Origin of the sequence: Paenibacillus pedocola, from assembly GCF_031599675.1 — a bacterium.
GTDB classification, from domain to species: Bacteria; Bacillota; Bacilli; order Paenibacillales; family Paenibacillaceae; genus Paenibacillus_AQ; species Paenibacillus_AQ pedocola.
Genome location: NZ_CP134223.1, coordinates 6,445,028 through 6,465,596, shown reverse-complemented (window position 1 = coordinate 6,465,596; position 20,569 = coordinate 6,445,028). Strand labels below are relative to the sequence as shown.

23 protein-coding genes and 1 tRNA gene are annotated in these 20,569 nt (G+C 47.8%); 22 read left to right on the top strand and 2 right to left on the bottom strand.

All coding sequences use genetic code 11. From position 1 onward, the window contains the following. Window positions 1-2 precede the first annotated feature (2 nt). The 6 genes from rsmG (at window position 3) to QU597_RS28675 (ending at window position 5,472) form a co-directional block, all read left to right on the top strand. Window positions 3-725 carry a 16S rRNA (guanine(527)-N(7))-methyltransferase RsmG gene (gene rsmG / locus QU597_RS28700; RefSeq protein WP_310830857.1) on the top strand — a complete coding sequence of 241 codons (723 nt, stop codon included), beginning with the start codon at window positions 3-5 and terminating at the stop codon, window positions 723-725. Window positions 726-1,068: 343 nt separating this feature from the next. Further along, a complete protein-coding gene (gene noc, locus QU597_RS28695) occupies window positions 1,069-1,884 on the top strand; it encodes a nucleoid occlusion protein (RefSeq protein WP_054942646.1) in 816 nt (271 codons plus the stop codon). Window positions 1,885-2,096: 212 nt separating this feature from the next. After that, window positions 2,097-2,858, top strand: coding sequence for a ParA family protein (locus QU597_RS28690; RefSeq protein WP_236336834.1), 762 nt, complete (start codon window positions 2,097-2,099; stop codon window positions 2,856-2,858). After that, window positions 2,851-3,693 (top strand): ParB/RepB/Spo0J family partition protein, encoded by an 843-nt coding sequence (locus tag QU597_RS28685; RefSeq protein WP_310830856.1) that lies wholly within the window; start codon window positions 2,851-2,853, stop codon window positions 3,691-3,693. Before QU597_RS28690 ends, QU597_RS28685 begins: the two co-directional genes overlap by 8 nt. Before the next feature lie 93 nt (window positions 3,694-3,786). Then, a complete protein-coding gene (locus QU597_RS28680) occupies window positions 3,787-4,950 on the top strand; it encodes an aminotransferase class V-fold PLP-dependent enzyme (protein WP_310830855.1) in 1,164 nt (387 codons plus the stop codon). A gap of 21 nt (window positions 4,951-4,971) precedes the next feature. Then, a complete protein-coding gene (locus QU597_RS28675; RefSeq protein WP_206102605.1) occupies window positions 4,972-5,472 on the top strand; it encodes a DUF4446 family protein in 501 nt (166 codons plus the stop codon). Here QU597_RS28675 and yyaC read toward each other — a convergent pair. Further along, window positions 5,444-6,052: a spore protease YyaC gene (gene yyaC / locus QU597_RS28670; RefSeq protein ID WP_310830854.1), complete on the bottom strand. Its 609-nt coding sequence runs from the start codon at window positions 6,050-6,052 to the stop codon at window positions 5,444-5,446. The genes QU597_RS28675 and yyaC overlap by 29 nt on opposite strands. 194 nt (window positions 6,053-6,246) lie before the next feature. Here yyaC and QU597_RS28665 point away from each other — a divergent pair, with 194 nt between their 5' ends. From QU597_RS28665 to QU597_RS28650, 4 genes are all read left to right on the top strand, one after another. After that, window positions 6,247-6,501 carry a putative Se/S carrier protein gene (locus QU597_RS28665; protein ID WP_310830853.1) on the top strand — a complete coding sequence of 85 codons (255 nt, stop codon included), beginning with the start codon at window positions 6,247-6,249 and terminating at the stop codon, window positions 6,499-6,501. Window positions 6,502-6,515: 14 nt separating this feature from the next. Next, complete coding sequence (locus QU597_RS28660; RefSeq protein WP_310830852.1) at window positions 6,516-7,505, top strand: mechanosensitive ion channel family protein; 990 nt, start codon at window positions 6,516-6,518, stop codon at window positions 7,503-7,505. Continuing rightward, complete coding sequence (locus QU597_RS28655) at window positions 7,505-7,717, top strand: DUF951 domain-containing protein (RefSeq protein ID WP_310830851.1); 213 nt, start codon at window positions 7,505-7,507, stop codon at window positions 7,715-7,717. The genes QU597_RS28660 and QU597_RS28655 overlap by 1 nt, the downstream gene beginning before the upstream one ends. Window positions 7,718-7,760: 43 nt before the next feature. Then, window positions 7,761-7,851 (top strand) — tRNA-Ser (locus QU597_RS28650). A gap of 370 nt (window positions 7,852-8,221) precedes the next feature. Here QU597_RS28650 and QU597_RS28645 read toward each other — a convergent pair. Further along, window positions 8,222-8,419 (bottom strand): YjzC family protein, encoded by a 198-nt coding sequence (locus QU597_RS28645; RefSeq protein ID WP_054942637.1) that lies wholly within the window; start codon window positions 8,417-8,419, stop codon window positions 8,222-8,224. Between the two features lie 216 nt (window positions 8,420-8,635). Here QU597_RS28645 and rpsF point away from each other — a divergent pair, with 216 nt between their 5' ends. The 12 genes from rpsF (at window position 8,636) to rplI (ending at window position 20,568) form a co-directional block, all read left to right on the top strand. Beyond that, window positions 8,636-8,920, top strand: coding sequence for a 30S ribosomal protein S6 (gene rpsF / locus QU597_RS28640; protein ID WP_054942636.1), 285 nt, complete (start codon window positions 8,636-8,638; stop codon window positions 8,918-8,920). Window positions 8,921-8,967: 47 nt separating this feature from the next. Further along, window positions 8,968-9,468 carry a single-stranded DNA-binding protein gene (ssb, locus tag QU597_RS28635; protein WP_054942635.1) on the top strand — a complete coding sequence of 167 codons (501 nt, stop codon included), beginning with the start codon at window positions 8,968-8,970 and terminating at the stop codon, window positions 9,466-9,468. A gap of 21 nt (window positions 9,469-9,489) precedes the next feature. Then, entirely contained in the window at window positions 9,490-9,762 is a 273-nt protein-coding gene (gene rpsR / locus QU597_RS28630) for a 30S ribosomal protein S18 (protein ID WP_019914552.1), read from the top strand. Between the two features lie 160 nt (window positions 9,763-9,922). After that, window positions 9,923-10,297 carry a VOC family protein gene (locus tag QU597_RS28625; protein WP_310830850.1) on the top strand — a complete coding sequence of 125 codons (375 nt, stop codon included), beginning with the start codon at window positions 9,923-9,925 and terminating at the stop codon, window positions 10,295-10,297. A 437-nt stretch (window positions 10,298-10,734) separates the two neighbouring features. Then, the gene (locus QU597_RS28620; RefSeq protein WP_310830849.1) at window positions 10,735-12,693 is read left to right on the top strand and encodes an endonuclease MutS2; all 1,959 of its coding nucleotides are present in this window, start codon (window positions 10,735-10,737) and stop codon (window positions 12,691-12,693) included. A 235-nt stretch (window positions 12,694-12,928) separates the two neighbouring features. Continuing rightward, window positions 12,929-14,644: an oligopeptide ABC transporter substrate-binding protein gene (opp4A, locus tag QU597_RS28615; protein WP_310830848.1), complete on the top strand. Its 1,716-nt coding sequence runs from the start codon at window positions 12,929-12,931 to the stop codon at window positions 14,642-14,644. Between the two features lie 402 nt (window positions 14,645-15,046). After that, window positions 15,047-16,084, top strand: a complete 1,038-nt coding sequence (locus QU597_RS28610; RefSeq protein ID WP_310830847.1) for an LCP family protein — start codon at window positions 15,047-15,049, stop codon at window positions 16,082-16,084. 180 nt (window positions 16,085-16,264) lie between these two features. Then, the gene (locus QU597_RS28605; protein WP_206102597.1) at window positions 16,265-16,690 is read left to right on the top strand and encodes a CBS domain-containing protein; all 426 of its coding nucleotides are present in this window, start codon (window positions 16,265-16,267) and stop codon (window positions 16,688-16,690) included. 187 nt (window positions 16,691-16,877) lie between these two features. Further along, window positions 16,878-17,180, top strand: coding sequence for a MazG-like family protein (locus QU597_RS28600; protein ID WP_206105356.1), 303 nt, complete (start codon window positions 16,878-16,880; stop codon window positions 17,178-17,180). Window positions 17,181-17,186: 6 nt separating this feature from the next. Further along, entirely contained in the window at window positions 17,187-18,104 is a 918-nt protein-coding gene (locus QU597_RS28595; protein WP_310830846.1) for a DUF2232 domain-containing protein, read from the top strand. Window positions 18,105-18,115: 11 nt separating this feature from the next. After that, a complete protein-coding gene (locus tag QU597_RS28590) occupies window positions 18,116-20,125 on the top strand; it encodes a DHH family phosphoesterase (protein WP_310830845.1) in 2,010 nt (669 codons plus the stop codon). Further along, on the top strand, window positions 20,122-20,568 hold the full coding sequence (gene rplI, locus QU597_RS28585) for a 50S ribosomal protein L9 (RefSeq protein WP_054942626.1): 447 nt from the start codon (window positions 20,122-20,124) through the stop codon (window positions 20,566-20,568). Before QU597_RS28590 ends, rplI begins: the two co-directional genes overlap by 4 nt. Window position 20,569: the final 1 nt, after the last annotated feature.

Genomic DNA, 20,569 nt, shown 5'->3' with positions numbered 1-20,569 from the left:
TTATGGACAGTACTTCAGCGCAGTTCATTACACTTTTACAGGAGCAGGGCCTTCAGCTTAAATCCCGGCAATTGGAGCAATTTGAGCTTTATTATCAGGAACTGGTCTCTTGGAATGAGAAGATGAACCTTACCGGAATCACGGAACGCAGCCAGGTTTATATGAAGCATTTTTACGATTCGCTGTCTCTTGCATTCTATTTAAACATGGATGAAGTGAAAAGTTTGGCAGACATCGGATCGGGAGCAGGCTTTCCCGGTATTCCCTTGAAAATTTGTTTCCCGCATTTAAAGCTTACAATTGTGGATTCTTTAAGTAAAAGAATTTCGTTCCTCCAGCATGTATGTGATACCTTAGGATTAACCGGAGTACAGCTGATTCACGGCCGGGCGGAGGATGTAGCCAGACAATTCATTCATCGTGATGCCTATGATGTAGTTACTGCCCGTGCTGTGGCACGTCTATCCCTGCTAAATGAATTCTGTCTTCCGTTCACGAGAAAAGACGGTATTTTTGCAGCGATGAAGGGTAATGATCCTGCTGAGGAATTAACAGAAGCCAAAAGAAGCCTCAAGGAATTGCGGGCTGAACTCAAGCAAGTTGAGTCATTCAGCCTGCCTGTTGAGGAATCGGCGCGGCACATTGTAATGATCCGAAAAACAGGAGCTACACCGGCCAAATATCCCCGCAAAGCAGGAATGCCTGCCAAATCTCCACTGATCTGATTGTTTCACGTGAAACAATGTAAATGTGAATATAGCAAGCCCCAATAACAAGCCTTTACTCGCTAAAGGCTTGTTATTTTGTAATCCGGGTTAAAATAGCTTTCACGTAGACTTTATAAATGCAGGAAAAATAGGTCTTTATGGAGAATAGGATTATGAGCGGAAAAGTGATAGAATAATATAGTGATAGAATTTCTGCGACTATCTGAAATAGAGTTCCTTCCAGAAATGAGCGTCTTTTTACCTGGAGCTTCCAGGCTGCATTGAATGCTGTACGATAAGCTTTTTTCCAGGCAAGGTCAAGAGGATCGTACTATAACGAAACTAGGTGGTTATGAACGGAATGAAAGAACAATTCACCAAGCTTTTTGGATTTACCGAGCGGAGCAGCGGAGAAGAGATCAAACAGATCCCGGTTCATGAGGTAATCAGCAGTCCTTATCAACCACGGACAATTTTTGATGATGAGAAGATAGACGAGCTATGTCAGACCATCAAAACTCACGGAGTTATTCAACCCATCGTTGTGCGAGTGCGTGATTCTTTGTATGAGATTATCGCTGGTGAACGGCGTTGGCGTGCGGTTAAGAAGCTCGGCTTGGAGACCATTCCGGCCATTGTTCGTGAGTTCAATGATTCTCAGGCTGCATCCATTGCATTAATAGAAAATTTGCAGCGCGAAGGTTTGACCTCTATTGAGGAAGCTATTGCTTATCAGAAATTGATTGATCTTCATCAATTGACTCAAGAAAGCTTGGCACAGCGGTTAGGGAAAAGCCAATCCACGATCGCAAATAAGATTCGCCTCCTGCAGCTGCCTGAGCAAGTTAAGACAGCCCTCATGGAACGACAGATCACAGAGAGACATGCTCGTTCCTTGTTATCTCTGGACAGTGTGGAAATGCAGCTGAAAGTGCTCGCTGAGATTATCGCCAAGGGCTTGAATGTCAAGCAGACCGAAGCTCGCATTGCCTTTTACAAAGCTGTTAACCAGACAAAAAAATCAAAACGGGTTTCCTACACCAAGGACGTTCGTCTAGCGCTTAATACAATTCGTCAATCCATTGATATGGTATCAGGCTCAGGGATGGAGATAAAGACCTCGGAAAATGACCGCGGCGACCATTATGAGATTGTGATTCAGATCCCAAAACGATAAATTGTTTCAAAAGCTGAAGGCGGCCCTGAGGTGATTGGCCGCCTTTTGTATGACTACAATCGGATTATACCGGCGGATGAATTCGTTGAAAATAATACCTGTATATTTGTCTATATTTCTTGCAATAAGTGATGCCGTTTAATTCACGGTCTGCGCCGTTACAACTTCACGAACTACAAGATGATTCTTTCTAACAATTCGAGGTGAAATAAGTGTCCAAGATTATTGCCATAGCAAATCAAAAAGGCGGCGTTGGTAAAACGACAACCTCCGTGAACCTGGGTGCCGGAATGGCTACTTTGGGGAGAAGAGTGCTTCTTGTCGATATCGATCCGCAAGGCAACACTACAAGCGGCGTTGGCGTCAACAAAGCGGATGTAGCAAATTGCATTTACGATATACTTATTAATGAGGCTAACCCTCAAGAAACAATTCTACAGACACAGATCGAAGGACTCGATATTATCCCGGCTACGATTCAATTAGCAGGTGCTGAAATCGAATTAGTGTCGACGATCTCCAGAGAACTGAAACTCAAAAAAGCGCTCAATGCGGTGAAAAGTAATTATGATTACATCATCATCGATTGCCCGCCTTCTCTCGGTATTCTTACTATTAATTCACTCACTGCGGCAGATTCGGTCATTATTCCAATACAGTGTGAGTACTATGCGCTGGAGGGGCTCAGCCAATTGCTCAATACAGTGCGTTTAGTACAAAAAAATCTTAATACTCATCTGAAAATTGAGGGAGTACTGCTGACCATGCTTGATGCCCGGACGAATCTGGGGATTCAAGTTATTGAAGAGGTTAAAAAGTATTTCCAGGAGAAGGTATATAGAACGATTATCCCCCGTAATGTTCGTCTTAGCGAAGCTCCTTCGCATGGACAATCTATTATTACGTATGATACCCGTTCCAAAGGAGCAGAAGTGTACTTAGAGTTGGCAAAGGAAGTGATCTCTTATGAGTAAGCGTTTAGGGAAAGGTCTAGATGCATTAATTCCATCCTTGTCGATCAACGAAGATGACAAGGTTGTGGAGATACCTTTGGGTCAGTTGCGGGCTAATCCATATCAGCCGCGCAAGGATTTCAATGAAGAAGCAATTCAAGAACTGGCCGAGTCCATAAGGCAACATGGAGTCATCCAGCCGATTATTGTCCGCAGCGTGTTAAAGGGATATGAAATTATCGCCGGTGAACGCAGATTCCGTGCGTCACAATATTGTGGAAAAGCAACAATTCCTGCTGTTGTGCGAAGTTTGAGTGATCAACAGGTGATGGAAATTGCCCTGATTGAAAACCTGCAGCGTGAAAATCTGAATGCGATGGAAGTTGCAGTTGCATACCAAGGCTTAATGGATCAGTTCTCACTGACTCAAGAGGAATTATCTCTGAAGGTAGGCAAGTCGAGATCACATATTGCAAATTTTTTGCGGCTGCTCACTTTGCCGGAGGAAGTTAAAGATTATGTTTCACGTGGAACAATTTCGATGGGTCATGCCCGGGCAATTGTGGCGCTGAAAGATTCCGAGACTGTAAAACAGCTGGCCGAACAATGTGTGGAACAGCAATGGAGTGTAAGGCAACTGGAAGAGGTAGTGAAGAATATTGACCGTAAACCAACTGCTGGAGTGAAAGCGAAAATCGTTAAACGTGATCCATACATTGATAATGTAGAAGAAGGGTTACGTGAAAGATTCAAAACCACGGTGAAAATTAAGCAAGGTAAAGACAAAGGGAAAATCGAGATCAACTACTATAGTGCCCAAGACTTGGAAAGACTGCTCGAACTATTGGGGAACTGATTTGAATATCTTTGCCCGAAAACATATCCTGAGGTATCCTTAATACGGATATGGAGGGGTATGTTTTTTAAACTCGAAAAGTGAGGTTAAAGAATGGAGCCACTGGTATATCTGGATCATGCGGCAACATCCTGGCCTAAGCCGCCAGAGGTGGCTGTGGCGATGATGGAAGCACTGGAACACTCGGGGGCTAATGCCGGGCGCGGCAACCACTCGCTGGCTATAGGGACGGGCAGGGTGCTTGTGAGAGCGCGCGCCTTGCTGGCTGAATTATTTGCAATATCAAATGCGCAGGATATTGCCTTTACCCACAATACAACGATGGGGCTAAATATGGCCATTAAGGGTACACTTCAACCAGGGCATCATGTGATATCGACGATGACTGAACACAATTCTGTACGCAGGCCACTAGAGTATTTGCGCCGGACAATGGGGGTAGAGGTTGATTATTTGCGGGTCGATAAAGAGGGACAAATCAATCTGCAGGAATTGAATAAGCTCTTTAAACCTAATACTAAAATGGTGATCTGCAATCATAGCTCGAATCTGCTTGGCAGCATACTGCCGATTGGGGACATAGGCGATATCGTCAAAGCAAATGGTGCTGTTTTTCTGGTTGATGCAGCCCAAAGTGCCGGTTCACTGGATATCAATGTGAAAGAGATGAACATTGATTTGCTTGCTTTTCCAGGACATAAGGGCTTGCTCGGTCCCCAAGGAACAGGAGGGCTCTATATTTCGCCTGAGCTTGATCTGGAGCCTTTGATGCTCGGGGGAACCGGCAGCCAATCCGAAAACAGTGAACAACCGGCGGTGCGACCGGACCGCTATGAGGCAGGAACACAGAATGCAGTGGGCATAGCCGGACTGCTCGCCGGTGTGAAAATCATTAAATCTCTGGGCACACAAAATATCCATCATCAGGAATGGATGTTGACGCAGAAAATGATGGAGGGATTGTCGGCAATTCCTGGGTTAAGGCTGCTTGGTCCTGTCATCGGCGCTCCGCGGAGCGGAATTGTTTCTTTTACAATCGAGGGACAGGAATCTGCAGATATTGCACACCGGCTGGACCGGGGATACAACATAGCTGTACGGGCTGGAATGCACTGCACGCCATTAGCTCATCAAGCCGTTGATACACTGGAGAGCGGAGCTGTTCGGGCGAGTGTTGGTGTAAGCTCAACAGAACAAGACATTAACAGATTGCTGGATGCCATGGCTGAGTTATATGGCCGGAACGGCAGCAGATAAATACAAAAGGATGGTCCATATATGTCAGAGTTGAATCAAATAATAAGTGAACAGTTGTCATTAGTTGTATTTGCTGCTGCTGTTATTCTATTGGTGCTGGTAATTATCCAGATTGTTCAGGGTAGCAAGCTGCGTAAAATGCGGCGCAAATACGAAGCAATGATGAGCGGGAACGGTGTCGAGGATCTGGAAAGCCTGCTGATTGATCTCAAAAATCAGAGCGAAATGCTTGAAGAAGGGCAGCGTGAACACAAGGCGTTAATTGAAGCGGCACAGACTAAAATGCGCGGCATGAAATCAAAAGTTGCGATGAAGCGGTATAACGCATTCGGTGAACGCGGAAATGACTTGAGCTTTTCAATGGCAATTATTGATGACAGTAGCAGTGGTGTGGTATTAACAAGCCTGCACAACCGCGAAAATTCATATATATACTCCAAACCGCTGGAAGGCGGAACTTCCCAGTACCCGCTTTCACCGGAGGAGAAGGAAGTTATTGCTCTAGCGCTGCAGCAGATTTAGCATGGAGCTTCCATTGTTTTAATGCGGAATAGAGGCTGACGGCAATAATGTCAGATAGACGCATGACAAGACTCAGCCGGGTATTCTGCAATACAAAATACTCCATAAATCCGCCGACATTTACAATACCGGTCAGGTGGATATCTCCGACTGGAGGCAGCTGTTTATTCACGCCAGCTCCGGGGCGCAGCGGGCCATCCACGACCTGGATGCAGCCGACACTGGCGGAGTGCCCCAGACAGGCATCAATGCCAATGATAAAGGGATTATTATATTGATTGTGAATTAGAGTCAAAGTCTCTTCCAGATTCACGGCGTGTACAGGCTCGTCCAGTGTTCCGTAAAGATGGAACAAGGGACTATGAAAGCGTGCTAACGCCGTACCGACCAAAGGGCCAAGGGAGTCACCGGTAGAGCGGTCCGTGCCTACACAGACAATCACAATTGGAGTATCCGGACGGGTACGCGAAAAATGGAAAAGCAAACGGTGCATGATCGCCGAGTAGATGTTAGGATCAGCATGTGATATTTTTAAACAAGACGGCTCTGGCAGCGGTACAGCTTGAGAAGAGAAATTCATATAATCTTCCTTTCTGCGGCGGAACTTCTACGAAAATACCAGCAGTCTGCCATTTCATTTCATAGATTGCTGATAGCTTAAGCCATCTGTCCGCGGGGAGAATGTTAGTTAATGATCCTAGTATATGGATGAAAGAGGGATTTTATACTACAGGTACAAGAGATAGGACCTTAAGCCCAGAGGGAGGCGTAGACATGGAGGAAGAGCTGCTGATTGCATTTGACTCTACGCAGCAGGCGCTGCGCGCAGAAATGCTGCTTGAATATGCGGAAATCGAAATCGATATCTTCCCGACTCCCAAAGAAATTACCGCAGGGTGCGCGATGTCGATCCAATTTTTTAAAGCTGATCTCATTGGAGTCCGTAAACTGATTGCCGAACAGAATGTTGAAATCCGCGGGATATTCAGTAAGAATGGAGAGGGCAGCGGCTACATAGAGGTAGAATAATAAGGAGGGATCAAATGAATAAATGGCTATTGGAGGCGGAATCGTCTGATAATGCTGTAGAGCAGGTGGTCCACTTCAAAGATAAAGTGTGGGAATGGGTTACGGATGCAAATATGTGGGCGAACGTGCTTTTTTCAGGTCTGAGGATTTTGCTAATCATTGTTCTGACCCGGGTTATTATTAAGGTCGTTTACCAAATTATCGACCGCTCGATGGAACGCGAAACCAGGGGCAGATTACTGGCAAACAGCCGCCGTTTCTCTACCGTAGGCGGGCTTCTGAAAAATGTGGTTACGGTCATATGTAATTTTGTCATGATTATGCTGATTCTTTCCGAATTCAATTTCAATCTTGGGCCGCTGCTGGCCGGAGCCGGTGTTGTTGGTCTGGCTATCGGTTTCGGAGCGCAGAGTTTGGTCAAGGATGTAATTACCGGATTCTTTATCATTTTTGAGGATCAGTTCGCAGTAGGTGACGTGATTCAGACGGGAACCTATAAAGGAACCGTAGAAATGATCGGTCTCAGAACGACCAGGCTGCTCAGCACTACAGGCGAGGTTCATATTATCCCTAACGGCACGATAGTTAACGTAACGAATTATTCTCTGGCTAATGCCTTGGCTGTGGTGGATGTGCCGGTGAAGATTGAGCGGGGACTTGAAACTACACTTGCTCTAATCGGCGAAGCGTTACAGGGGATCGAAGAGCGGAATGAAAACATACTGGCTTATCCGAATATACTGGGGATTCAATCCATGAATACCTCTGAATATGTAATTCGTGTAGCGGCTAATTGCCAGCCTAATGCCAGAGACGCAGCGCAGCGGCAGATCCAAAGCGATATTAAGCAAGCGCTGGAGAAACAGACGGCACTTGAAGAGGCGGAGGCAGAGCGGAAGGCCCGTGAGCTTGAAGCACAGGCCGAAGAGGCGGCAAGTGCTGTCGGTGCTATTCCGCGAAGACAGGTCGCTGCTGCTCAAGAGGGAGAAAAGGGGGAGAACTGATGGAACGGAAGGTTTTTCAATTAGGGGATATTGTTCAGATGAAGAAGCCCCATCCCTGCGGAACCAATGAAATGGAGATCATCCGGATGGGGATGGATATTCGGATCAAATGCGTTGGCTGCCAGCACAGTGTGCTAATCCCCCGCGCCAAATTCGAGAAAAACCTGAAAAAGGTGCTGCGCTCAAAAGAAGAGGGCTTACAAAATAATTAAGCTTGCAAAACTATAAATGACATGATATAATAAATCTTGCTGCGGAGAGGTACCCAAGTGGCCCAAGGGGGCTGACTCGAAATCAGTTAGGCGTGTCACAGCGTGCGTGGGTTCGAATCCCACCCTCTCCGCCACTACAGCACAACTAATACTATTGATAAATATAACCTTCGCTATGGCGGAGGTTTTTTTGTTTTCAGAAATTGAAGTGTTGTCACACCAAGCACAACAAAAAGAGAGATCCTTGCGGATCTCTCTCCAGAGGCAGTACATCAATGATGTTCGGAATTTCTCTGTTTATAGCCGCTAAAGTGATAGGGTATTGCAAAAGCTGATACCTTTTTTAAGGGCCAGCCTTACTGTTCCCGGCTTACAATAGTTGCTGAATCAGAATCCCAGTGATTGTGTTCGTCTACGACGTCCAACGGAACCACACCTCTCTTTTGTACTGCCTGAGGTTATTATGGGCCGGAGCCCGTTTTCTTATACATGTGAAGTAAAAAATTAATGAACCCGGGCTTTTTCAACCTTTTTCCACTTGCGGTCCTTGTTTGTGGTCTCAGGGAAGGTATCTCCCTTTTCCATCGTGATGCGTTTTGGATTCGTAATTTGGGTGTGGAAGCTGCGGGCTTCTCCTACTTCTGTATAGACTCCCGGGTTTGGTGCTTTGTCGCCTTTTTCATATTCTGTTTGTTCACCCATGTTGTTCCCTCCTCAGATGATGTGGTAATGCGGTTATATTGTGCGCCGGCCGGGTGCTGTTCATGTAGCCCATAAGCTCCCATGATCTGCCGAGGATTATTAGCACTTGCAATCAGCAGAATTATTTGGTATATTAATTTGGTGCGAGTCTATGTTTGTGCTCGTTCCTTGCTCCTGACGTGATCAGGGGCCGCAGACCATAAGGAGGTGAAAATTATGCGCAAATATGAAGTCATGTACATTATTCGTCCTGACATTGAACAAGAAGCCGTTCAAGCAGCAGTCGAAAAATTCCAAGGCGTCATCTCCAACGGCGGAGAAATTACAAAGCACGATGTGCAAGGTAAACGCCGTCTTGCGTATGAGATCAAGAAATTCCGTGATGGCGTTTATGTTTTGGTTAACTTTACTGCAGAACCTGCAGTAGTTACTGAACTCGAGCGTCTCATGAAGATTTCCGACGAAGTTATTCGTTATCTCATTACGAACGACGTTGCCTAAGATCTTGACAAGCTTTGTAACGAATCGCTTAAAAGGAGGGGATTGAATTGTTGAACCGTATCATTCTGATCGGTCGGTTGACCCGTGACCCGGAACTTCGTTATACTCCCGCTGGTGTTGCCGTAACGCAGTTTACGCTTGCCGTAGACCGCAACTTTACGGGCCAGAACGGTGAACGCGAAGCGGACTTCATCCCGGTAGTAACCTGGAGACAGCTGGCTGAGACCTGTGCCAATTACTTGCGCAAAGGGCGTCTGGCAGCCGTAGAAGGCCGCATCCAAGTACGGAATTACGAGAATAACGAAGGTAAACGCGTATACGTTACTGAAGTTATTGCCGATAATGTCCGTTTCCTGGAATCCTCGCAGAATCGTGAAGGTGGCAATGCGCCAAGTGGCGGAAATGTACCCGAAGAACCATCCTATGGTGGCGGCGGTAACAGCGGACGCGGAAATAACAACAATTTCTCGCGCAGCAACAATAATCAAGATCCTTTTTCAGGCGATGGAAAACCGATCGATATATCGGACGATGATTTGCCATTTTAATAAGGAAGGACTGAACTGAACATGGCTTTCAAACAAAGAGAAGGCGGAGACAACGACAAAAGACCGGCACGTCGTGGTGGACGCAACAAGCGCAAAAAAGTGTGCTACTTCACTGTGAACAAAATTACTCACATTGATTATAAAGACACTGAGCTTCTTAAGAAGTTCATCAGCGAACGCGGAAAGATTTTGCCGCGTCGTGTAACTGGTACAAGTGCAAAATACCAACGCGCTCTGACCATTGCTGTAAAACGCTCGCGTCAAATCGCGCTGCTGCCTTACACAACGGAATAGGACGTTTTATGAAGCAGCCGGGAAACCGGCTGCTTTTTTGTTATGTATGCGGAAGAGTAGTGTTAGCCGGTTCAAGGCTTGGTAACCAGCGCCGCCATTGTATATAATAAGAAGAAGTGACGGCTGGTAGCCGTCCAATTAAAAGGCCGGAGGAATAACGATGATCAGTGCAAGCCCCTATGTAATTATTGAGAATGTACGTGAATCAGTGGAGTATTACCAAAGCGTATTTGGCGGTGAAATCAAGGTACTGAATGAGCATAACGGCAAGCTGCTGCATGCCGATCTGGTGCTCGGGTCCAGCCTGATCCATTTCTCTGATGATTATGGCCGGGGTGCCAAAACAGAGAATGTTAGCATCATTATGGCACTGGAGAGCGAAGAAGAACTGCGCAGCATCTACGGGAAGCTGGTAGAGGATGGCGGAAAAGTCCAGGTTGAGCTGCAAAAGACCTTTTTTGGGGCATTGCATGGACAAGTTGCTGACAGCAGGAATGGAATCACTTGGGTGTTCAATTTCTTCGCTGGGAATTGACTCTCTTAGCAGAATGTAGTAAATTACAGGTATCCTATAACTAAAGGGGAAATTTTGATGTTGGTGAGCGTTCTTAACTAAGCAATTTCATATCACTTGAGGATAAGTAGCAGCAGGACTCGTTATTACCGGAGGCTTGCTCTGTTTGAGTATGTGCAATCATACTGAGTTCTTATCGCAGAGTGGATGATTAGTTAAGAACACGCGAAGCGTCAACATGGCCTCTTACGGCTATTGTTCTCTTTGTGATTAACCGTGCTCTTGAGCACGGTTTTTTCTGTTTTCCGGGCATGATTTTTTGTTGTGAAGCCGGAGGTCAGCACATCAAGGGGACAATACCATTCAAATGAGGGCAAGGACTGCATAGTGCAGTCTTTGCCCTTTTTTGCGTTAGGAACAAATACCGCTGACAGTTGAAGAATAGAGGAGGAATACCAGTGAATTTGGAAAGTCTAAGCACACTCGGGTATGAGGATATTAAAAAGGATGTAGCACGGCATGCCGTATCCTATGAAGGCCGGAGAATGGTGAGTGAACTGAGTCCGATGACTTATCTGCCGGCTATACACCGGGCAATGGATGAAACAGAAGAGGCCAAGGAGCTGCTGGAGCGCGGGGCAAGTGTTCCACTGCCTTCCTTAGAGGGCATCGAATGGATCATGTCTCTGATGGGTACAGGGTATCTCTATAATGAGCAGGATTTCACAGCCATCGTTACTTTTCTGAACAGCTGCAGTCAGCTGCGCAAGTATATGGCCTCCAAAGAGCAGATTGCCCCGCGTATTGCTGCTTATGGAGCGTCGCTGCTGGAGCTGAAGCAGGTAAGAGAAGAGATTGAACGCTGTATCCGCTTCGGGGTAATTGATGATCAAGCAAGCAAGGGATTGGAACGGGTGCGGAAAAAGCTGGCAGTGGCTAAGGAACGGCTTCAAAGGAAGCTGGAGAGCATTATGTCCCGGCATCAGTCGATCCTTCAGGAGAACCTAATCAGCATGCGGGGCGGCCGGTATGTCATCCCTGTGAAACGGGAGTATCACAAGCAGGTGAAGGGGGCTGTGCTGGACCAGTCCACCAGCGGGCAGACGGTGTTCGTGGAGCCTTATGAGGTAGCCGCCCTGCAGGGCGAGCTTGAGCTGCTGGCAGCGGATGAAGCCAGGGAAGAGAGCATCATCCTGAGTATGCTGAGCGGCCTTGTAGAGCAAGAGCAGGAGGCGCTGCGTATTAATATTGAAGTAACAGGCACCTATGACTTCATCTTTGCCAAGGCTAAATACGCCAGGACTCTCGGGGCGAGGAAGGTGGCCTTGAATGAGCGGGGATTCTTACGGATGAACGGCGGCAGACATCCCGAACTGAAGGATATGGTACCTGTAAGCCTTGAGTTCGGCCAGGGCTACAAATCACTGATTGTTACCGGCCCTAATACCGGCGGGAAAACAGTGGTCCTCAAGACGCTGGGCCTCCTGACCGCAATGGTACAGTCAGGGCTGCTGGTTCCCGTGGAGGAGAACAGCGATTTTACGGTATTCTCAAATATGATCAGTGTGATCGGTGACGGACAGAGCCTCACACAGTCTCTAAGCACCTTCTCGGCCCAGATGAAGAGTATAGAGGGCATGCTGCGCTACGCTGGCAGAGGCGTGCTGCTGCTGATTGATGAGCTGGCGGCGGGAACAGACCCGGGAGAGGGCTTTGCACTCTCCATCGCCATTCTGGAGGAGCTGAACCGGCGCGGGGCCAATATCATAGTTACTACACATTTTAGCGAGTTAAAAGTATTCGCAGCGTCTACCCCGGGTTTCGAAAATGCGCGGATGGAGTTTGATAAGGATACACTGCAGCCATTATACAAGCTGACAATCGGCGAGGCTGGAGAGAGTTACGCGCTGCAAATTGCCGAGAAGCTGGGCATTCCTGCGGAGGTTATCCGGCGTTCACACCAGCTCGTGGTACAGCAGCGGGAGCAGCAGGGTCCGGAGATGGCGGCAGGCAGAGGGAAGGGCATAAGAGCATATGCCAAGCATGAGCTGCGCAGAAATCCCGGGGAAGAAAAGCCAGCCAGGGTAGAGGATGAAGCGAATTTGCCAAAAGACAATAAAAACCCGACATCCGGCTTTGAAATTGGCGATGCCGTTTACGTCAGCTCGCTTAACCGTACAGGGATCGTCTATGCAAAACAAGACAGTATGGGCATAGTCGGTGTAATGATCCAGAAGGAAAAAATGCGCTTCAACCATAAACGGCTTAAACCCTACTTGTCTAAGGATGAGCTGTACCCGGAGGACTACGATTTTGATATTATTTTCGAGACCAAGGAAGACCGGAAAAAGCGCAAGCTGATGCGAAAACGGCATGTGGAGGGTTTAAGCATCATTCACACAGACGAAGAGGATTGAACGGCGATTTATACCTGCAGGTCTGCCCGGGGGGCAGGCCTTTTTGCCGGGGGGAATACCTTCTCAGATGCATCATCCATTTATTGGGCTTCACATCTGCACGAATATTGGTTATCCTCAATATTGTAGTTTGTTAAATTCATGATTTAAAAATTTACGCATTATATGATATATATAGCTTATTATTGGAAAACGCTTTCACTTAACTGCGGGTATAGAAGAAAGGAAGGACTTCATGCTTAAATCGAAGATCAGCGGACTTCTGCTGGTAATGACTATTATTCTGTCGGCATGTAATGGCGCCGGTTCAGGCGGCGATTCCTACCCGGTACGCTACAGCAAGGCTGAGGATAAAGCCATTTCAGGCGGTACCGTTACCTATGCATATACTGCTCCGTTCCAGGGTCTGTTTGATCCGGCGTTTTTTGAGGGCGAAGATGATTCTAATGTGCTTGATTTCATAACCGAGGCCATGTTTACTGTGAAGGATGATTTGACTACCGTTCCTAACATCGCTTCCTGGAAGGAATCCGATGACCATACCGTATTTACCTTCAACATCAGACCGGGGGTCCGCTGGCATAACGGAGATGAATTGACGGTTGAAGACTGGAAATTTGCGCTGGAGACGATCGCAAGTCCTGATTATACAGGCTCCAGGTATTATAGTGTGGAAATGATAAAGGGCGTAGAAGCCTACCATCGCGGAGAAACAGATCAGCTAAGCGGTGTAAAGGTTATAGACCCGTATACGCTCAGGATTACCGTAAATTCGGCACGTGTGAACACCATCGACAACTTGTGGCCGTATCCGATGAATAAGAAATATTTTAGCGGAGTAGCTGTTAAAGATATGGCCGACAGTGATCAGGTACGCAAGAGGCCGATCGGCATTGGACCCTTTGAGGTGAAGGAGATTCAGCCTGGCCAGCTTGTCCGGATGCAGCGGTTTGATAATTATTATAAGGGCAAGGCTTTATTAGATGGTATTAACTATAAGGTAGTAAAGGACAGTGAAATTACCGGACTTTTGGAAACGGGCGGCATTGATATTGGTACTGCGCCGCGGGAGACCTTTGCTGCACTTAAAGAACTCGACAACATATTCCTAATGCAATCGGCGGAGCTGTCTTACGAATACATAGGCTTTAAATTCGGCCATTGGGATGAAACTGCACAGCGGAATGTGATGGACAACCCCAAATTCACCGACAAACGTCTGCGCAAAGCAATGTATTACGCCCTGGACCGGGAAGAGATCATTAACCAATACTCTTATGGACTGGGCAAGCTGATTGAGACACCGATTCCAAGCTCAAGCTGGGCCAAGATTGCCGATACCGAAATTGATACGTATCCATACAGTCCGGAGAAGGCGGAGGTTCTGCTTGATGAAGCGGGCTATCTCGATGTAGACGGCGATGGAATGCGTGAGGATCCGAAGGGTCAGAAGCTGGTTATTCATTATGATGCTATGAGCGGCAGCAGTACGACCGAAGAGCGGACACAGGCTATTTTACAGAACTGGCGGGATGTTGGGCTAGATGTACGGTTGAATGGCGGGGCACTCAAGGAGCTGAATCTTTTTTATGAGGCAGTGGAAAAGGATGACCCTACTGTTGAATTATTCAACGGAGTATGGGGGCTGGCAAGCGATCCCGATCCTTCGGGACTGTGGCGGGCAACCGATTTGTGGAACTACTCCCGCTGGTCCTCGGAGCAAAGCGAAGAGCTGATTCGTGAAGGAGTGGGGAACAAAGCTTATGATAAGGAATACCGGAAGCAGATTTATTATGAATGGCAGAAGCTGATTAATGAGGAAGTGCCGATGATCTTTTTTGCAGAGCGGGTGAATATTACTGCTGTAAACAAGCGCCTGCAGGGTGTGCATGTCGATTCCATGAGCAATATTATTGAGCCGGACAAATGGTGGATTAAGGAAATAGATTAAACAGCAACAGAACCGCAAGGCCCCCGTGACGTATACGAATCGGGCCTGCCGGTTCTGTTTTTTTTTGCCGGAATAAAACAAATCGTAATTTTGAGCGTCATATACTTAAGTAATTACCAGCAGCTAACGTACTATTAATGTCGTTTTTTGTTATTTCTTTTTAAGGCACAAGTGATTACAATAGAAATATTGTTTGTGTCAAAGCAGTTTTCCAGGTTTATTCTACAATTAGAACGACCCTAATTCCTGAAAGGGGGGACAATAAGACCGAATAGGGCAAGTAAGACGGCCTAGAGAAATTCAGACATGAGTGCCTGGTAAGCGACGGGCAAGCATTGTAAATAGATCGCAAGCAATCATTTGTTTATTCTGTATATTCCAACACAAAGAAGGAACCCATTAATGAAAAAAAATAAGTTTAAAAAAAGGTATATAGCCCTTATAGCCGTTGTAGTCATTCTCGCCGGAGGTTTTTTGTTTCAAAAGCCGCTTTCTGTACTGGCCTTTGATCTTTTCCTGGCCGACCGGGTGGAGTCCAAACTGGCAGAAGAGTCGTATGAGCCGCTGGTTAAGGACAGCACGTCCACTGTACAAGCGGAACCCGTTGTCTACAAAAGCGATCCGTTCTCTTTAATGCTGCTGGGAACAGATCAGCGGGCGAATGAGACAGCACGTTCGGATACGATGATCTATGCCGTTATCCGTCCGGAGGATTACAAAATTCTGCTGATCTCTATCCCCCGCGATACGTATACGGAAATCATCGGGCACAAGGACAACAAAAAGGATAAAATCACCCATGCGTATGCTTTCGGCGGTCAGCAGATGGCAAAAGATACACTGGAAGCACTGCTCGGCCATGACATTCAATATTATGCAACGATCAATTTCCAGGGACTTAAGGATGCGGTCGATGCCATCGGCGGTGTTCCGCTGCCCATCAAAAAGGATATTGTGAACAAAGGTGCCGATCATGAGAAATTCACCATCGAAGGCGGCAAATCGAACTATAACGGCGAAGAAGCCCTTAATTATACCCGCTACCGTGAAGACAGCGATTTTAACCGGACGAAACGCCAGCAGGTCTTTATTGATGTAGTTGCGAATAAAATGTTATCAATCAGCCAAATCGGCAAAATCCCTGAACTGCTCGATATTATGGGCGAAAACTTCAAGACAGATCTGCAGCCTTCCACCATTATTAGTCTCGCCAAAAAGTTCATGGGCGGCAAGGATATGGATATTTCCAGCTTTACTGTCATGGGTGAAGGCAAGAAGATTGACGGCGTGTATTATGATATCGTCGATGAAGAGGATTTGAGCGAAGCCAGAACGATGATCGACAACTGGATGAATGCCGGCACTCCGGTAAGCCAGCTGATCGAGCCGGGCAAGGCTGAAAATGCACTGGAGCCTTCGGCTACAGCAGCAGCACAGTAATCAACCCGTAGCAAATACCATAAGAGTAAGAATGCAGCAGCCATGTGTAATGTTAGTGGCTGCTGCTTCCTGTCTTCATGGTATAATGGAGTGGAACTAATTGCTGGGTAAGGCGTATTACTACGGGTGCCCTAAATAGCAGGGTTAATTCCTTCGGAACTCTTTGAGGAGGATCAAGAGATGAATATTGCGTTTTTTTTACTTCCTAAACAAGAAGTGGCCTGTGTTACCTTGGATTCAACACTGCGCCAGACCTTGGAACGGATGGAGTTTCACCGCTATACCGCTGTACCGATTCTGAACCGCAACGGAGAATATGCCGGCACGGTGACAGAAGGGGATCTGCTCTGGTATATGAAGGATTCGGGCGGGACGGTTACCTTTGAGAATGCTTCAAAATATTTGCTGAAGGATGTACCGCTGCGGATGAATAATCTGCCGGTCTCGATCGATGCTGATATGGAAGATCTGATCAACCTGGCTAAAGTGCAGAACTTTGTGCCGGTGGTTGATGACATGAACCGGTTCATCGGTATTGTCCGCCGGAGTCAAATCATTGAATATTGTGAGAAGGTCGTCTCCCGGCAATCGCAGGAATCTTTATAACCTATCATCACGGCAGAAGCAGATGAACTTTAGGGCCTGTATTTCCGGCGATAACGGAATACGGGCCTTTTTTGAAAGGCATGATTTTGCAGTTTTAAGGCGGCCGGACCCTCCCGTGTGACTGGGAAATATTTATGCTATAATGGAGAATAATGCTTTTTGCCGGAGGTAGAGAGACGTGCCCAATGTGCCGAAGGATCTGGATGTGGCCAAACGCGCCAAGGTTATTGAGTGGTTAAAGACCGAAGTAATCGATCAAGTCTCACGGTTATTTAAAGCACTTTGGGAAGGCAGTACCGCCCGTGTAGGCGACAGTCTGGCGAGTCTGATTATGAGCTCTTATATCCTGGGCCGCAGACTTGGCATTCCTTACCGCGAACTGGATGATTTATTGCTGGAGAAGCTAAGAAAGCACAGGCAGGAAGGGCATCAGCTTGAAGAATGGTACCAGGATATATCTGCGTTAGAAGAACATATGCGTAAGAGGTGAAAACTGTTGAAATTTCGCTGGACATCTGTGGCATGGAGCATCGCCTACTTGCTGCTGCTGCTATCTCTATCAACCCCGCTGCTCATCATTACTACACTTTTCTTAACTATTCCGGCCGTAGTGTTGTTCACTACCCTGAGTACAAAACAGTTTATTGTGCATCTATTGCCGATCCTGCTGATTGTAGGCCTGATTACACCTGTCTACGTATTGTTAGCACTGTATTTCCTGATCCCGGCTTTAGTTATGGGACGCTGGTATAAGAGACGCTCCTCGGCATTGTCCACCATCATGGCAGGAACCGTTACCATTCTGGGTGAGTTTCTGCTGCTGCTGGTGATTGGTACAGCGCTGTTCAATTTTGATCTTTCCACTTACGTGAATGATATGATGCAAATGGTAATGTCTCCGCTCTCCGATCTGGGTACAGGCAATCCGATGATCAGTGAGTTCAACCTTACATCTGAGGATGTAAACACAATCAGTCATATGACGATACAGGTCATTCCAATGACACTGATTCTAAGCTCCTTTATGATGGCTGTAATCACCCACTCCATTGTTCGCCCTATCCTTAACAGTATGGGTTATGCGGTTCCGAAGCTGAAGCCTGCGCGCGAATGGAGACTTTCAAGATCTTTTATCTGGTACTATCTGCTGGGCGTTGTAATTAGCTTGTTCTCTGGCAATTCGGATAGCAGCTTTATGCTGATGATCTCCGCCAATCTGCTGCCATTACTCCAAATTGTATTTAAGATTCAGACCATCGGGTTCGTATTCTTCCTGGTCCATGAGCGCAAGTGGAGCAAAATTGTGGCAATATTACTGTCACTGCTCGTTGTCTGGCTGCCGGGGCTTTGGATTATCGGTATTATCGATATTGCGTTCCCGCTGCGGGAGCTTGTGAAGAAATCGAAACGATAGGGTGAGAGGTCATGCCTAAATTTCTGCAAAGACGCTGGCACGGCTATCATACCGTCTGGGCGTTCATGCTGCTGCTGGTCCTTATTATCATCGTCAGTATCTACAACTGGGTTCTGGGTGTGACCAGTTTGTTTCTGGCCGGCACCCTGTGCTTCTCGATGCTGCAGGCGGAGCTGGCGTTCCGGCGCAATCTGGTGGAATATATTAACGGCCTGTCTTTTCGTATCAAGCGGGTCGAAGGTGAAGCGGTCAGTATGCTCCCCCTTGGAATCATCCTCTACAGCGAGGACCGCACCGTGGAGTGGAACAACCGCAATGCCAGTGATATATTTAGCCGCAAATCGCTGGTAGGCGAAGAGCTGCAGGAATTACTGCCTGATGTAGTGCCTGCTCTGACGGGCAGTGGCCCAGTCAAGCGGGAAATCGCCAAGGATATCGGCACACTTAAGGATGTCAGACAGGAGATCACTGTTGACGACCGGTATTACCAGGCAGTGATTATTCCTAGTGAACGTATGCTGTATCTATATGACATTACTGAGCTTGTAGTGCTGCGTGATCGCTATGAAGAAGAGAAGCTGGCTATCGGCATTGTAATGATGGACAATCTCGATGAAGCGGCTCAGGGCATGGATGACCAGCAGCGTACCTCGCTGATCGCCAAGGTGGCCAGTGAGATTACCGAGTGGAGCAAACAGTTCGAGGTGTATCTGCGGCGGCTGTCTTCCGAACGTTACCTGATGCTGCTTAATCACCGCAGCCTGCAGGCACTGGAGGAGAGCCGGTTTGTCATCCTCGATGAGGTGCGCGAAATGACGGCCGACCTTAAGGTGCCGATGACGCTGAGCATCGGCCTCGCGTATGGTGCGGAGTCTGCCAGCGAGCTGGGAGCGCTGGCGCAATCCAGTCTGGACATGGCGCTGGGACGCGGCGGAGACCAGGCAGCCGTGAAGGCGGGCCAGCGCCTGTCCTTCTACGGCGGCAAGAGCAATGCTGCCGAGAAGCGGACGAGAGTCCGGGCGCGGGTTATTGCCCATGCCCTGCGCGATCTGATGCAGGAGAGCGATAAGGTGCTGATTATGGGGCACCGTAACCCTGATATCGATGCCGTAGGGGCAGCGATTGGCCTGCTCAAGGCTGCCCAGATGTACAACGTAGAAGCCAGCATTGTAATGGAGACCCCTAATCCCTCCATTACCCGAATGATGGAGCAGATCAAGCGGGACGAGGATCTGTACAAGACCTTTATCACTACAGAGCAGGCGCTGCAGGTCATGACCGAGCATACCCTACTGATCGTAGTGGATACCCATAAGGCTTCTATGACGATGGAGCCGCGTCTCGTGCAATATGCCAGCCGGATTGTGGTCGTAGACCATCACCGGCGGGGTGAGGAATTCATCAACGAAGCGGTGCTGGTATATCTTGAGCCGTATGCATCCTCAACCTGTGAGCTTGTGACAGAGCTGCTGCAGTATATCCACGATAAGATCAAGCTTAGTCCGCTGGAGGCAACCATGCTGCTCGCCGGGATTACGGTTGACACGAAGCATTTTGCCCTCCATACCGGGTCCCGCACCTTTGAAGCAGCAGGTTTCCTGCGGCGGATCGGGGCGGATACAATCCTTATCCAGCGGATGCTGAAGGAGGATTTGCAGGAGTATATCTCCAAAGCCGAAATTATCAAGCATGCGCGAATGGTGTATGATCATATAGCGCTGGTTGTAACCGCACCGGGAATGAAAATCCCGCAGCTGCTTATCGCCCAGACCGCCGATACGCTGCTTGGGATGACTAACGTGGTGGCATCTTTTGTCATCAGTGAGCGGCCTGACGGCCTGATCGGCATCAGCGCCCGATCACTCGGGCGGATGAATGTTCAGGTAGTGATGGAGAAGCTGGGCGGCGGCGGGCATTTGTCCAACGCTGCGGTACAGCTTGAAGGAACAAGTAAGGAAGCAGAGGCCAGACTGCTGGAAGTGCTGGCTGAAATTGAATCGAAAGAGGGGCTGTTCGAATGAAGGTCATTTTCATAAAAGATGTTAAGGGACAAGGTAAGAAGGGGCAGGTTAAAGAGGTATCGGAAGGGTATGCAGCCAACTTCCTGCTGCCGCGCGGGCTGGTTCGTCCAGCTACAGAAGGCAATGTAAAAACACTGGAAAACCAGGCCGCTGCTGAACAGCGCCGCAAGGATCAGGAGAAGGCGGAAGCACAGCAGCTCGGCAAGAAGCTGGACGAACTGACACTGACGCTAAAAGCGAAATCGGGTGAGGGCGGCCGTCTGTTCGGTGCAATCACCAGCAAGCAGATTGCCGAAACCCTGGCTGCAGCCCAAGGCATCGTTATTGACAAGCGCAAAATTGAGCTGAGCGACCCGATCCGCCATGTGGGTACGTTCCAGGTTCAAGTGAAGCTGCATACTGAAGTAAAGGCTAACCTCACGGTTCAGGTAACGGAGGAGTAAC

What these genes read in the sequence shown, in the direction of transcription:
- opp4A (WP_310830848.1), top strand. Translation starts at nt 12,929, where the DNA reads ATGCTTAAATCGAAGATCAGCGGACTTCTGCTGGTAATGACTATTATT.
- rpsF (WP_054942636.1), top strand. Translation starts at nt 8,636, where the DNA reads ATGCGCAAATATGAAGTCATGTACATTATTCGTCCTGACATTGAACAA.
- QU597_RS28590 (WP_310830845.1), top strand. Translation starts at nt 18,116, where the DNA reads ATGCCTAAATTTCTGCAAAGACGCTGGCACGGCTATCATACCGTCTGG.
- rplI (WP_054942626.1), top strand. Translation starts at nt 20,122, where the DNA reads ATGAAGGTCATTTTCATAAAAGATGTTAAGGGACAAGGTAAGAAGGGG.
- yyaC (WP_310830854.1), bottom strand. Translation starts at nt 6,052, where the DNA reads ATGAATTTCTCTTCTCAAGCTGTACCGCTGCCAGAGCCGTCTTGTTTA.
- noc (WP_054942646.1), top strand. Translation starts at nt 1,069, where the DNA reads ATGAAAGAACAATTCACCAAGCTTTTTGGATTTACCGAGCGGAGCAGC.
- QU597_RS28610 (WP_310830847.1), top strand. Translation starts at nt 15,047, where the DNA reads ATGAAAAAAAATAAGTTTAAAAAAAGGTATATAGCCCTTATAGCCGTT.
- QU597_RS28645 (WP_054942637.1), bottom strand. Translation starts at nt 8,419, where the DNA reads ATGGGTGAACAAACAGAATATGAAAAAGGCGACAAAGCACCAAACCCG.
- QU597_RS28675 (WP_206102605.1), top strand. Translation starts at nt 4,972, where the DNA reads ATGTCAGAGTTGAATCAAATAATAAGTGAACAGTTGTCATTAGTTGTA.
- rsmG (WP_310830857.1), top strand. Translation starts at nt 3, where the DNA reads ATGGACAGTACTTCAGCGCAGTTCATTACACTTTTACAGGAGCAGGGC.
- QU597_RS28685 (WP_310830856.1), top strand. Translation starts at nt 2,851, where the DNA reads ATGAGTAAGCGTTTAGGGAAAGGTCTAGATGCATTAATTCCATCCTTG.
- QU597_RS28605 (WP_206102597.1), top strand. Translation starts at nt 16,265, where the DNA reads ATGAATATTGCGTTTTTTTTACTTCCTAAACAAGAAGTGGCCTGTGTT.
- QU597_RS28655 (WP_310830851.1), top strand. Translation starts at nt 7,505, where the DNA reads ATGGAACGGAAGGTTTTTCAATTAGGGGATATTGTTCAGATGAAGAAG.
- QU597_RS28665 (WP_310830853.1), top strand. Translation starts at nt 6,247, where the DNA reads ATGGAGGAAGAGCTGCTGATTGCATTTGACTCTACGCAGCAGGCGCTG.
- QU597_RS28660 (WP_310830852.1), top strand. Translation starts at nt 6,516, where the DNA reads ATGAATAAATGGCTATTGGAGGCGGAATCGTCTGATAATGCTGTAGAG.
- QU597_RS28680 (WP_310830855.1), top strand. Translation starts at nt 3,787, where the DNA reads ATGGAGCCACTGGTATATCTGGATCATGCGGCAACATCCTGGCCTAAG.
- rpsR (WP_019914552.1), top strand. Translation starts at nt 9,490, where the DNA reads ATGGCTTTCAAACAAAGAGAAGGCGGAGACAACGACAAAAGACCGGCA.
- QU597_RS28625 (WP_310830850.1), top strand. Translation starts at nt 9,923, where the DNA reads ATGATCAGTGCAAGCCCCTATGTAATTATTGAGAATGTACGTGAATCA.